Source organism: bacterium (assembly GCA_023150945.1).
In the GTDB taxonomy this organism is placed as follows: domain Bacteria; phylum Zhuqueibacterota; class Zhuqueibacteria; order Zhuqueibacterales; family Zhuqueibacteraceae; genus Coneutiohabitans.
In genome coordinates, this window is sequence record JAKLJX010000002.1 from 454,370 (window position 1) to 466,784 (window position 12,415).

11 protein-coding genes are annotated in these 12,415 nt (G+C 60.9%); all 11 read right to left on the reverse strand.

Annotated elements, in window-relative coordinates; all coding sequences use genetic code 11:
- Positions 1-43: 43 nt before the first annotated feature.
- Positions 44-1,099, reverse strand: a complete 1,056-nt coding sequence (locus tag L6R21_05125) for a glycosyltransferase family 2 protein (protein ID MCK6558560.1) — start codon at positions 1,097-1,099, stop codon at positions 44-46.
- A complete protein-coding gene (locus L6R21_05130; GenBank protein MCK6558561.1) occupies positions 1,096-2,118 on the reverse strand; it encodes a glycosyltransferase in 1,023 nt (340 codons plus the stop codon). The genes L6R21_05125 and L6R21_05130 overlap by 4 nt, the downstream gene beginning before the upstream one ends.
- Positions 2,084-3,052, reverse strand: coding sequence for a glycosyltransferase family 2 protein (locus L6R21_05135; protein ID MCK6558562.1), 969 nt, complete (start codon positions 3,050-3,052; stop codon positions 2,084-2,086). The genes L6R21_05130 and L6R21_05135 overlap by 35 nt, the downstream gene beginning before the upstream one ends.
- Complete coding sequence (locus tag L6R21_05140) at positions 3,036-3,785, reverse strand: metal-dependent hydrolase (protein ID MCK6558563.1); 750 nt, start codon at positions 3,783-3,785, stop codon at positions 3,036-3,038. Before L6R21_05140 ends, L6R21_05135 begins: the two co-directional genes overlap by 17 nt.
- A 143-nt stretch (positions 3,786-3,928) precedes the next feature.
- Positions 3,929-5,059, reverse strand: a complete 1,131-nt coding sequence (locus L6R21_05145) for a GNAT family N-acetyltransferase (protein ID MCK6558564.1) — start codon at positions 5,057-5,059, stop codon at positions 3,929-3,931.
- 35 nt (positions 5,060-5,094) lie between these two features.
- Positions 5,095-5,910 (reverse strand): pyrroline-5-carboxylate reductase, encoded by an 816-nt coding sequence (gene proC / locus L6R21_05150; protein MCK6558565.1) that lies wholly within the window; start codon positions 5,908-5,910, stop codon positions 5,095-5,097.
- Positions 5,911-5,985: 75 nt separating this feature from the next.
- A complete protein-coding gene (locus L6R21_05155) occupies positions 5,986-6,981 on the reverse strand; it encodes a flippase-like domain-containing protein (GenBank protein ID MCK6558566.1) in 996 nt (331 codons plus the stop codon).
- A 22-nt stretch (positions 6,982-7,003) separates the two neighbouring features.
- The gene (locus tag L6R21_05160; GenBank protein MCK6558567.1) at positions 7,004-8,908 is read right to left on the reverse strand and encodes an asparagine synthase C-terminal domain-containing protein; all 1,905 of its coding nucleotides are present in this window, start codon (positions 8,906-8,908) and stop codon (positions 7,004-7,006) included.
- A gap of 80 nt (positions 8,909-8,988) precedes the next feature.
- The gene (locus tag L6R21_05165) at positions 8,989-10,221 is read right to left on the reverse strand and encodes a polysaccharide deacetylase family protein (GenBank protein ID MCK6558568.1); all 1,233 of its coding nucleotides are present in this window, start codon (positions 10,219-10,221) and stop codon (positions 8,989-8,991) included.
- Positions 10,222-10,340: 119 nt separating this feature from the next.
- Complete coding sequence (locus tag L6R21_05170; GenBank protein ID MCK6558569.1) at positions 10,341-11,477, reverse strand: glycosyltransferase family 4 protein; 1,137 nt, start codon at positions 11,475-11,477, stop codon at positions 10,341-10,343.
- 84 nt (positions 11,478-11,561) lie between these two features.
- Positions 11,562-12,347 (reverse strand): acyltransferase, encoded by a 786-nt coding sequence (locus tag L6R21_05175; protein ID MCK6558570.1) that lies wholly within the window; start codon positions 12,345-12,347, stop codon positions 11,562-11,564.
- Positions 12,348-12,415: the final 68 nt, after the last annotated feature.

The following is a 12,415-nucleotide window of genomic DNA, read 5'->3' on the forward strand; positions in this document are numbered from 1 at the left end:
GTTCGATCTTGCTCAATCAGATTCGCCGGGCGAGCGAGAACAGTCAAGCGTCCTCGGACAGAACCTTCTCGGCCAGCGTTGGCACGGGCGCCGGCGCTGCCGCCACGTTCAGGTTTCCTCCTGCCGTGCCGTTCAACGCGGCAGATTCACTGCGCTCGAGGCTGAGCAGCTCCAGCTTTTTGATGCGATAGAGTGCGTCCTCCTGCAGGCGGCGGTTGCCGGCTATGAGATCGGCGACCAGGCCGATCATGACGATTTGAAATCCGACAATCATGAACACCGCGGAGAGAATCAACGACTGCACGTGGCCGCCGCCGTCACCGGTGAAGTAGTAATACAGGAAGCGGCCGGCACCGGTCAGACCCAGGGCGAACACCACGCCGCCGATCCAGGAAAAAGCCTTGAGCGGCTCGTACATCAAGTAAATGCGAAAGATCGTACCGATGCTGCGCTTGAGATAGTCGGGGATGCTGGTGAACAGGCGCGACTCGCGCAGCTTACCGTTGGTGTTGATCTGCACGTGGCTCAGCGCGATATGCTTCTTGCCGGCTTGAATGATGGTCTCCAGCGTGTAGGTGAAGCGCGAGATGACATTCATGCGCAGGGCGGCCTCGCGGCTGTAGGCGCGGAAACCGCTGGTGGCATCGGGCACGGAGGTTTCCGAAACGTGGCGCACCACCCAACTGCCGAGTTTTTGCAGCCTGATTTTGAGCGGCGAGAAGTGGGCGATGTTTTCAACCTGGCGGTCGCCGATCACCATGTCGGCCTTGCGTTCGAGAATCGGACGCACCAGCTTTTCGATATCCTGGCCGCGGTACTGATTGTCGGCGTCGGTGTTGACGATGAGGTCGGCGCCGAGCTTGAGACAGGCGTCCAGGCCGGCCATGAAGGCTTCGGCCAGGCCTTTGCGGCTGGCGAAGCGCACGAGATGATGCACGCCGTGCTGCCGCGCCACTTCCGAGGTGCGGTCGGTGCTGCCGTCGTCGATGACGAGATACTCGATCGCATCGACGCCGGGAAGGTGGCGGGGCAGATCCGCCAGCGTCAGCGGCAGGGTTTTCTCTTCGTTCAGGCAGGGAATTTGAATGATGAGTTTCATGCGCCCACCACCGTCTCGATGTTGTATTCTTTTTGTTCACGCGCATGCGTGTAGGTGATCATCTCGCCGATGAGGCCGATGGAAATCATCTGCAGGCCGATGACGAGCAGCAGCACGCCGAGCAGCAGCAGAGGCCGGCCGGCAATGGCGCCGAAACCGAACAGGCGATAGATGAAAAGATAGAGGCTCATGCCTGCGCCGGCGAGCGCGAAGACAAAACCGAAGAAGCCGAGAAAGTGCAGCGGCTTCTTGGAGTACTTGGTCAGGAAGATGACGGCCACGATGTCGAGCAGGCGCTGAATGTATTCGCTGATGTAGCGCGATTGGCGGAAGCTGCCGGCGCGCTGTTCCACCTGCTCTTCGGTGACGCGATAGCCCTTGCGCGCGGCGAGTACGGGAATGAAGATGTTGAGGTCGCCGTAAAAGATGATGTTGTCGAGCACCTCGCGCGAGGTGGCAATCACACTGGAATTGATGTCGTGCAACTGGAGATGGCCGAAGCGCTGCACCAGCCAGTTGAAGCAGCGCGACACCAGGCGGTTCAAGCCCGAGTCTTTGCGCGGCGTGCGCCAGCCGACCACGAGATCATGGCCTTGATCCATCTTGGCGAGCAGGCGCGGCAGCGAGCGCAGATTGACACGCACGCGCGCGGCCGCGAACACGATGCGCTGGCCGGTGGCGTGTTTCAAGCCCGCGTCGAGCGCGGAGGTTTCACCGAAGCTCGAGCGCATGCGGATCAGCTTCACGCATGCATCCTGGCGGGCGATCTTTTCAAGCTCGCGCCAGGTATGGTCGGTGCTGGCATCGTCCACAAAAATGATCTCGAAGTTGCGGCAGTAGGATTCCAGTCCGTGGCGTAAATCCTGGTGCATGCCGGCGACTTCTCCGCCCAAGTTGAAGATGGGCACGATTACCGACACCCGCACGTCCGCGGTTTCTTTGCCATTGGCCGCCAGCGGCGGGGCTGCCGCCGCGGGCGCCGTGTCAACCGGCCGTGCCATGATAGTACTTGTACTCATAGAGGCGCTCGTCGCGTTTTTGACCCGTGCCAACCACACTGTTTGCAATCAAACCATACAGCAGAAAATTGATGCCGGCGGCAAACAGCAGAAACACCACCGCCATCAAGACATTCAACTCATCAGAACCCACCTGATTCCGGCGCCAGTCGAGCAGCAGGGCCACCAGCGCCGCCAGCCCCAGGCCGTTGAAGAACACGGTCAGGGCACCAAAAAAGTGCAGCGGCCGGGTCAGATACTTCAGCAGAAGATTCAAGGTCATCAGGTCCATGATCACCCGAAAGGTGCGGGTGATGTTGTATTTCGACCGGCCGAATTGGCGCTCATGATGATTCACCACCATCTCGCTGATGCGTGCGCCCTCGATGCGCGCCAGCGCCGGAATGAAGCGATGCATCTCGCCATAGAGGCGGATCTTGTGCACGACTTCGGCGCGATAGGCTTTGAGCGAGCAGCCGGTGTCGTGCAGGTCGACGCGGGTGGTCTTGCGCACCAGCCGGTTGGCGATGCGGCTCGGCACCTTGCGGATGATGAGCTTGTCCTTGCGATGCTTGCGCCAGCCGCTGACAATGTCATAGCCTTCCTCCAGCTTGGCCGCCACGCGGGGAATGTCAAGGGGATCGTTTTGCAGATCACCGTCCATCGTCACCACCACTTCGCCGCGGGCATGGTCAAAGCCCGCTGCCATCGCCGCCGACTGCCCGAAATTGCCGCGGAATTTCACCACGCGCAGATGCGGATCCTGCCGCGCCAACTCGCGCAGTAAGGGAAACGTGCGATCGCTGCTGCCGTCATCGACGATGATGATTTCATAACTCCGGCCCCAGGGCTGCAGCGCCTGGGTCAGGGCGCGATGCAGCAGCGGCACGTTTTCTTCTTCATTCATCACCGGAATGACAACGCTGCAGTAAATCTTTTCAGTGGTTGTGGCCATTACGATGTTCCGGTCGATCCAAATCCAGAGGCTTGAACTCAAAGGACTCCGTTGCCGGCCGGGGCGGCGGATTCTCTTCAGAGGTCCGCGGCCGGGCCTGGCCCCAGCCGGGCGCCGCAAGGCTGGTTGAAACGGGCGCGGCGCGGCGTCGCGAGCTCTGCGCCGGCCGTTGCCCGCGGGCTTGCCTCCAGCCGCCACTGTAATAGCGCAGAGCACGCACGAATGCCGCGATCGGCAACATGATCATAAATTCGATCAGCACGACCCGCACGTTCGCGGGATGAAAAAGCGAGGCAAAGAAATCGTGCGCAGCGTCCGATTTGTGGACGGCGCCAAAAACGTCCCAGCCAATATCATAGAACCGTGAAGTGACGGGCCACAGCAGCGCCATACCGTAGGGTGGCGCTTCATCGACGGTCACCAAATCCAGGATCAGGTGTGAGCTGACCGCAGCGAAGACCATCGCGAAGTAAGGCCAGAACCGTCCGCGCTTGCGCCAGAAGTAAAGTGCCGCGAGTCCGCCCACCAGCGCGGCAAAGGCCACGCTGTGGGTATAGTAATGATGATAGAGATTCGGCCGGCCCACGAGATAGCCGGGCAGAAAATCGATATCCGGCAAATTGGCCAGGAACATCAGAATAAAGACATCCAACCAAAAGCTTTTGGTCAACCGCACCGAGCTGCTTTCGGCGAGGGTGTAACCCATGAGCGAATGGGCGATGGGCAATGGCATGCTGGTTTGTTCCCTGAATACCTGCGCTTGTTGGTGTACCGTCGTTTGACCGCTGCGCCGGCGCGCGCGCAGGAAAAGCTTCTCCTCTGCTTACACATCTGCGCCATCTGCGACATCTGTGGATGAAGAATGCGCCGCGCCACTCAGCCGCCGTAGCGCCAACGGCGATAGCGCGCGAGCATTTGATTCAGCGTTGTGCTTTCGGAGGCGCGTTCGTAAAGGCCTTCGAAGAGCGCGGCCCGGGCGGCGGCAAAACGATCGCGAAATATCTTGAGATGGCAATTGCGCTTGATCCGGCCGTTCCAGCGCAGCTTATAAGCTTCATCGCCGCGGGAAAGATCAAGCTCGCGCCAGCCGTTCTGGATGCAGTCTTCGATGGCCATGCCCAGCAGCACATTGCCGGCGCTGAACTTTTGAAACTCAGGCGCATGTGCGTAGATGTCGCCGTAATACTTGCCGTTGCTGACGAAGCCCGAAAGCCCCGCGGCCGGCTTGCCGTCGGCATAGAGTAGATAAAGGCGGTAGTCGCCGCGCTGGGAAATGCGGCCGCAGACTTCTTCCTCGAACTTGAGCACGCTTTCCTCCGCCAATCGGCCGGCGCCTTTTTCCTCCTGCCACCGCGCCTGGTAAATGGCGGTGAGATCACGGAAGCCGTCGAACACTGCGGTGGAGTTGGTGAAGATCTTGAACTCGGTTTTGTAATGCCGGTCAAGATAACGCCGATCGTAACTCACGTCCTTGCGTGTGCGCTTGCCCAGGGTTTGCAGGAAGCTCTCCCAATCGGGCGTGAGCGGCACGGTCACGCACAGGCGTTGATGCTCGACACCGAACAGCGGAAAACCCTCGCGCAGCTCCGTGAACAGCGGCTGCAGGTTGGTGGAGTTTTCCGGCATGTCCTTGAGTTCGAGCACTTGCCAGCCCTCCTCGCTCTGTTGCAGATATTCGCAGACGGCGCGAAAGAACGCTGCTTCCTGGCCGGCGGCCACCACGAAATCGAGGTAGTCGCCGCGCTTCTGGCCGATGAAGCCGAGATGGCGCAGGGGAAAGCCGTAAAAACGCGTGCGCAAATACAACGGCGCGAGGCCGAGCGCCTGGCCGTCGTGCTCGACCAGCAGCAGGCGCAGCGACCGCTCCTCGCCGAAATTGCGCCACCACGCGAAATTCCATTCCCACGATTGAAACGGCGTGTGGTTGGCATTGCTGCGATAAACCGCCTCCCACACGGGCTGCAGGCGTTCGAACTCGGCAGTGGTTGTGATGACGCGTAGTGACATTGCTGGCGATTCAATCAATGGTCAGGAACAGGCGATCAACATGAAATCAGCTCGGCGGCGCGGCGGGTCGCTTCCACCACCGCTTTGATGAGCGTAACCCGCAAGCCACCTTCTTCCAATTTCAGCAAGCCGTCGATGGTGCAGCCCGCCGGCGTGGTCACGGCATCTTTGAGCAGGGCGGGATGTTCGGCCGTGTCGCGCACCATTTGCGCGGCGCCCCAACACATCTGCGCGGCCAACTCGGTGGCGACGTGGCGCGGCAGGCCGACTTTCACGCCGCCTTCCGCCAGCGATTCCAGCACCACGTAGATGAAAGCCGGGCCGCTGGCGCTGAGCGCCGTCACCGCGTCCATGTGTTTTTCGTCGAGAATCATGGTGCGGCCTACGGCATCGAAGAGCCGCCGCGCTTGCGCGAGATGGTCTGGCGTGGCGTGCCGGCCCGCGGACAGCACGGTCATGCCGGCGCCGATGAGGCTGGGCGTGTTCGGCATGGCGCGCACCACCGGCACATTTGCAGTGAAATATTTTTCAATGAACGCCGTCGTCGCCGAGGCCACAATTGAGACCACGAGCTGATGCGGCCCGAGGTGCGGCTGGATTTCGGCGAGCACTTCGCGCAATGCCTGCGGCTTGACGCCGAGCAGGATGAGCTGCGCCTGTCGCACGGCCTCGACGTTGTCGGTCAGCGCCGGCACCGACAGGCGGGCGGCGATTTCCTCGGCACGGTCGGCGTGCTTGGCCGTGGCGATGAGGTTTTCCCGCCGGTACAAGCCGGCATCCAACAGCGCTTTGATCAAGGTGCCGCCCATTTTGCCGGCACCCAGAACCGCTAGTTTGGCAGTTGCTTCCATTCCATCCATTCTCCTGTTCCCTGAGAGAGTTGCTGCTTACGGTGGCCGTGAAGCAAGCGTTCGCGGCCGCGCCTTTCACTGGTTCAAAACAGATTCCCGCGACCGGGCACCGGGCGCCGCCGGCATTTCCAGCTTGACCGGCGCGGCCTGCTCCTTCACGAACAAATACCAAATGCCGCCCAGCAGCGCCAGTGCCACCGATTGCGCAAAAAGCAAGAGCGAGAGCGATAGGGCCTGCGCCTGCGCCACTCCGGCCTGCGCAAAAAAGAACACGAACGCGCCCTCGCGAATGCCGAGGCCCGCCAATGAGATCGGCAGCAGCGCGATCGTGGTGATGAGCGGAATATAGATGAAGTAATGCCAAATCGCGAGCTCGATGCCGAGGCTGCGGCCCACGAGATAGATGATCACGATGCCCAGACTCTGATACAAACAGGTCAGCATGAGCACGCGGAAGAGCGCGCCGCGCGCCTGGCGATAGGCGAGAATGCTCTCGCGCAAGCGGCCGAGCTTGGCGGCAAAGGCCTCCAAACCGAAGCGTTTGCACACCACCTGCACCATGGCGACGGCGTGCTTCTGCAGCGTGAGCGCCACCGCACCAGCAAAGGCCGCCAGCGCCAGCAACACCGGCCAAAAGAGGCGGCTATCGTGCAGCGTCCGGCTCACCGGCACGGCCACCAGCAACGCCAGCAAAAAGATCACCACGAAACCGAGCACGCGCACCACGAACAGTGAGCTGAGGGCATCGACCCCGCGCTGCAGCTGACGGCCCAGGCGATAGGCGCGGATGACATCCATGGCCACGCTGGTGGGCAGGAACGTGCCGAAGAAGCTGCCGATGCAATGCACCTCGAGCGTCTTCACCAACGGCGGGGCGCTGCCGTTCGCGACCAGCAAAATCTGCCAGCAGTAGGTGACGAGAACTTGCTGAATGAGGAACAGGACAAAGGCGGTGAGCCAGAGCGCCGGTTGTGCCGCAACGAAGGCGGCGTAAACCTGCGGCAGCTCGGCTTTCCAAAACAGCAGGGCCAGCACGGCGAGGCTGAGGGCGGCTTTCATCCAGAGTTTCATGGGGTGGAATTCATCCTTTCCGTCAGCCGTCGAGATGGGCGCGGCACCAGAGCTCGAGCATCAGCAGGCCCCACAGGCGGTGCGAGTGGTTGTGCGCCTTGCTGCGGTGCTCGCTGATCAACTGTGCGATGTAACGATGATCGAAGAAACCGCGGCGCTTGACCTGCTCGGGCGCGAGATACGCGTTGAACAGGTTCTGCACCACGGCGCTTTCGCGCATCCAGTTCTTCATGGGCACGCTGTGGCCGAGCTTGTCCTTGCGGAAGACGATTTCATCGGGCAGCTCACCGGCCATGATTTTGTGCAGCAGCAGCTTGGTTTCGCCGCCCTTGCCGATTTTCAATTCGCTCGGAATGCGCGCGGTGTAATCGACCAGACGGTAGTCGAGCAGGGGCATGCGGCCTTCGATACCGAACTGGCGGATCAACTCCATGCGCCGCAGGTAAAAGCCGACGACGGAGTAGTAATCGCCGTAGAGCGTCAAGCTCAATTCGTCGCGGCCATCGGCTTCGCCGTAGATCTCCAACATCTCCGCAAAAGGATTGAAGCCGTTCACTTGCGACTGCACCTCCGGCAGACAAAGCTGGCGCAGCTCGGCATCGGTGTAATAGATGCGCCAGCGGTTGCTGTGCAGCGCCGCCGGGAACGCCGAGCTGTAGGAAAACCGTTTCGCCTTCACCACCAGGCTCTTTTTGGAATCGGTGTCGGGCAGCAACTGCAGGGTTTTGGTGAGCGGCTGGCGAATGAAACCCGGAATCCGGTTGAAGGCCTTGGCGGCGCGGTCGGCGAGATAGACGGGATGGCCGCCGAACAATTCATCGCCGCCGTCGCCGGTGAGCACGTAGTCGGCATGCTGCTGCACTTTCGAGCCCAGCAGCAAGGAAGCGATCTCGATGCCGATGTCCGAGAAAGGCTCCTGCGCCGCTTGCGCGACTTGGGCGAGATGAGTTGCAGCGTGTTCGGCGGTGTATTCGACTTGATGATGCTCGGTGTTGTAGCGTTGAGACATGACCCGCGCATAGTGCGACTCGTCAAAGGTCTTGCCCTGGCAGCGAAACGAGAACGTCGCAATCGGTTGCGCCAGCAGGCCGCGCATGAAATGCACCACCGAGCTCGAATCCATTCCGCCGCTGAGAAAAGCGCCGGCACGATAACCGGACGCCAGGCGCAGCCGCACGGCCTCCCGCATCAACTCGATCAGCTCCGCCTTGTAAGTCGCCACGTTTTTGTGAAACGGTTCCGCGAATGAGGGCCGCCAGTATTGCTCGATGGAGAGCCGGCCGCGATCGATCTTAATGAAGAAGCCGGGCCGCAGCGTGGCGATGCCGGCAAAAATACTGTCATAGCCGGGATTGTAATTGAACAGCAAATAACGCTGCAACACGCCGTAGTTGATCTGCCTTCCGATCGCCGGCACTTCCGTGAGCGGCCGCAGGCGGCTGGAGAAGTACAGCACGCCCTGTTTGCGGCTGTAGTAAACCGGCTCGATGCCCAAATGATCACGGCAAAGATAGAAGCGCTGCGCCGGGGCATCGTAGAGCGCAATCACAAAGTTGCCATTGAGCTGGCTGCAGAATTTCTCGCCAAGCTTGAAGTAAAGCCGCAAGATGATCTCGGCCGGATTGGTGGTGGCCTGCAGCCGCGCCGAAGAGAGATGCTGGGTCACCAGCTCGGCGCGATTGAACACGTTGCCCAAGATCGCGGCAAAGCTGCCCTTCTCGTCCTGATATGTCTTCAAATTGGCATCCAGCGTGGGAACGCCAACCGGCCGCAGCGCGACGAGTGCCTCCGCCGCCGAGACTTGCTGCAGGCTGCCGGCACGGTCCGGGCCAAAAACCAGAGGCAGCAGCGACTGCGCCGAATCTTGGGTGCGCGCTTGCGCCGCCGCCACATGGGTAGATGCTTGTCCGATAACGCCAAATATCATGATTGACCTGCGATGATCACAATCGTTCTGATTGTGACGGGTGATTCCAGCCCGGTGGTGTGAGCAAACCGCCGGCGCCTTCAATTCTGCGCAAGATGTTGCGCAAAGCCGGGCGCGTAAGCTTGAAACTTCGCCTTGAGGATTGCGGCCAGGCGCTTGCGGCCGGCGCCGGGCAGACGAAAGATATAGTAATCTTCCAGGCGCGGCACATGAAACAGACTCTCACCGGCGCGGTTGCTCGGGCGTTGCGGCACGATGCCCCAATAATTCACCCGATAGCCGGCTTGCTGCGCGAGTTTCACCGCCAGTGGACTGCCCATGAACCAGGGATAGCAGAGCTGCGTCACGAGCTTGCCGGGCAGCCGTTCTTCAATTGCCCGCTTCGATTGTTGCAAATCCGACAAGATTGCCTCTCTTTGTTCCACCGGCGTTTCAAAACGGGTCATGCTGTGCTGCGGCCGCTCGGCGCGATAAAAAGCGCGCAACTCCTTCCGCCAGTTGCGATTCTCAAAGAATGCCGCGCCGCCGTTCTCCTGCACGAACTTCACCGTGGCTTCCCGCAGGGCTTCATCATCGAAGAACTGCGGCCGGCCCGCCATGCGCGGTTCCGCACGATAAATCGGCGTTCCCAGCGCCACCCGGCGATTGAAGTCGAGCACGCCGTGATTGCGGTAAACCGGCACGTTGATGTTGCCAAAGAAATACGTCTCAAACCGAGGGTGAAAGAAATCCACCAGGGTGTTCGCAATGCAAGCCTGATGGTGGTGCATCGTGTGTGACTGAAAATCGATCACACCGCTCTCATGCATAACGCGAATTTCGTGCCAGGAACACAATGGAAAAGTGGAGTGTTCTCGGGCAAGCAGATCTGCGGCGGAAGCGCGTCGCGCGACGAAGTCTTCGTAAGTTTTCGTGGCCGGTGCCGTCTCCGGCGTCAGTCCCGGAATGATGAAGCTGAGGGCTTGAAAACCATAGCGTCGCAACAGCGGAAACGCGACCGAGTAGAGCGAGGCGCGACCATCATCAAAAGTGAGCACAACGCTGCGCTCGGGAATCGGTTTCTCGCCGGCAATGCAGGCGCGGAACTCCTCGCCGTTGAGCGTGCGATAGCCGTTGGCCGCGAGAAACTGCAACTTTTCTTCGAAGGAAACCGGCGCGACAGTGTGAAAATGAAAAACCGGCACCTGCTCCCGCAGCGGCTCCGGCTTCGCGGCAAAGACGAAATCGGGATAATTGCGTTTGAGCAGGGCCAGCAGATCAGGCCCGTTTTTGCGGCAACTCCATCGCAGTTTGTTGGCTATCGTCGCAAGCATGCTGTAATCGTGTCAACCCTCCAGTTGTCTCGCAGTCCCGGCCGGGTAGCGCGGCTGCCGTACTTTCTCTTCGCCGCTGCGGCATACCGGCCGCGTCGAAATCTGCAGCGTGAGCGCATTCATTGGAGGCGGCCGTTCGAAAGCAGTTGGGCGTAGAGTTCCTCCAGCGCAGCGACGTTACGTTCGACGCTGAAGGCCTGGCTGCGCTCGCGTGCTGCTTGGCTGAACCGTTCCCGCAATGCAGCATCGCGCAGCAGGCGCAACCAGCCCTGGGCGAGCGCGGCGCTATCGGCCGGAGGTACCAATAATCCATTCACCTCGTGCTGCACCATTTCTTTCATGCCGCCGACCGCGGTGACCACCACAGGCTTGCCGGCGGCCATGGCCTCAGCCAAGGCAAAGGGAAAGCCCTCGGTCAATGAAGCCAGCACGGCGATATCGAAAGCGGCGAAGGCAACCGCAACATCCGAAACAAAGCCGGCGAAATGGAGCCTGCCCTGCAAACCCAGGCCCGCGGCCAACGCCTCCAGTTCGGCACGCAGCGGGCCGTCGCCGGCGATGAGAAAGCGCGCCTCGGAAAACTCGCGCGCCACCCGGGCGGCCGCTTCGACAAAATAGCGGTTGCCCTTCTCCTCGCGCAAGCGGGTCATGGTTCCCACCACGAGATGGTGTGGCCCGATTCCGAATTTCTCACGAAAAGCAGCGACTTTGGCAGACTCGGCGGTTTTGAAATTGGCGAGATTGACGCCGTTCCAAACCACGCGCGTCTTGTCGCGCGCCACACTGCGGCCGTGAATCAGGAATTCCCGCACGCTTTCGCTCACGCCCACGGCGAGATCGGTTTTGCGGCGCAGCAGCCAGTCCATCGCGAATTGATGCGGCAGCACGCGCAGGATGGCCCACTCGTGCACCAGGGCGGGAATCCCGACCCGCCGCGCGGCCAGCCGGCCGAAGTTGGCAGCGCTGTAACCGTGGAGATGCAGCAGATCAATGTGCTCACGCCGCGCGAGATCGGCAATCGCGCCGATGTTGGCAAAGGAATACTTGCCCTTTTCGATGTAGAAAAGCCGCACGCCCTTTTCTTCCAGATGTTTGCTGGCCGCATCGGGCGGCCGCAACACCGCGGCCATCACCTCAAAGCGGCGGGCGTCGGCATGTTTGATCCATTCAATGAAACACAACGCAACGCTGCTGGGATTGACGCCGTCCATGGAGAGCTTGTCAATCACGTGGAGAATGCGTTTCCTGCTGCTCATGTTCTCACCTGCGCTCATACTCGTCTCGCCGTCATGCGTCTTCCCGGATTCGCCGGAAGCTGCCCGTCGCAGCGGGCGATCGGCTCAAGCGGAAACCGCGGTGGCCGCCGCCTCCCGCCGATCTTTCAAAACCCGCGCCGGCACGCCGGCGGCAATTTTCCAATCGGGAACGTTCTGGCTCACCACCGCGCCCGCGCCGATGATGCATTCGGCGCCGATCTGGACGCCGTCGAAAACCACCGCATGCGCGCCCAGCCAGGTGTTGTCACCGACTGCGAGGCCGTTGCTGACGCGTTCCTGCGCGATGATGGGAATATCCAGGCGGCCAAAGGTGTGCGTGCCGCCGACGAGGTAGACGTAGGCGGCCATCAATACGTTTTTACCGACGCGGACGCGGCTGGCCGAGAAGATCTCGCAATTGAAACCGAGGTTGGCATGATCGTCGATGAAAATGTCACCGTTCTTGCAGCTCAGGATCGTGTTGCGCCCCACGAACACACCGTTGCCAATGAACAAGCCTTCATTGTCGCTGCCCTTGGCATCGAGCACGACGTTGTCGTCGATCACGACGTCGTCACCCAGGTGAATCTTGCGGGGATGGCGCAGCACGACGTTGCTGCCGAAGGTGACGTTGCGGCCGGTTTTGCCCAGCAATTTGGGATAAAGGCGGCCGCGCAACACCAAGCCGAGCGCGCCCGGCAGCCAGCTCACCAACAGCATGATCAGTTCATATTTGATCAAGTACCACGTGCTGCCTTCCCCGAGCACGATTTCCTTGTACTTCTGCAGCTTGGATTTCTTGGCGTCGAAGAGTTCCTTCTGAATTTCGACGGTCTCCCGACGCGCTTGGGGACGGAGGTTATCAGCCATGCGGCTCTCACAAAGGTTGCTCTTGCGGCCGGCGGCATTGGCACGGCGCAGAGCACCGGCTGCCGCTG

What these genes read in the sequence shown, in the direction of transcription:
- L6R21_05125 (MCK6558560.1), bottom strand. Translation starts at nt 1,099, where the DNA reads ATGAAACTCATCATTCAAATTCCCTGCCTGAACGAAGAGAAAACCCTG.
- L6R21_05130 (MCK6558561.1), bottom strand. Translation starts at nt 2,118, where the DNA reads ATGAGTACAAGTACTATCATGGCACGGCCGGTTGACACGGCGCCCGCG.
- L6R21_05135 (MCK6558562.1), bottom strand. Translation starts at nt 3,052, where the DNA reads ATGGCCACAACCACTGAAAAGATTTACTGCAGCGTTGTCATTCCGGTG.
- L6R21_05140 (MCK6558563.1), bottom strand. Translation starts at nt 3,785, where the DNA reads ATGCCATTGCCCATCGCCCATTCGCTCATGGGTTACACCCTCGCCGAA.
- L6R21_05145 (MCK6558564.1), bottom strand. Translation starts at nt 5,059, where the DNA reads ATGTCACTACGCGTCATCACAACCACTGCCGAGTTCGAACGCCTGCAG.
- proC (MCK6558565.1), bottom strand. Translation starts at nt 5,910, where the DNA reads ATGGAAGCAACTGCCAAACTAGCGGTTCTGGGTGCCGGCAAAATGGGC.
- L6R21_05155 (MCK6558566.1), bottom strand. Translation starts at nt 6,981, where the DNA reads ATGAAACTCTGGATGAAAGCCGCCCTCAGCCTCGCCGTGCTGGCCCTG.
- L6R21_05160 (MCK6558567.1), bottom strand. Translation starts at nt 8,908, where the DNA reads ATGATATTTGGCGTTATCGGACAAGCATCTACCCATGTGGCGGCGGCG.
- L6R21_05165 (MCK6558568.1), bottom strand. Translation starts at nt 10,221, where the DNA reads ATGCTTGCGACGATAGCCAACAAACTGCGATGGAGTTGCCGCAAAAAC.
- L6R21_05170 (MCK6558569.1), bottom strand. Translation starts at nt 11,477, where the DNA reads ATGAGCAGCAGGAAACGCATTCTCCACGTGATTGACAAGCTCTCCATG.
- L6R21_05175 (MCK6558570.1), bottom strand. Translation starts at nt 12,347, where the DNA reads ATGGCTGATAACCTCCGTCCCCAAGCGCGTCGGGAGACCGTCGAAATT.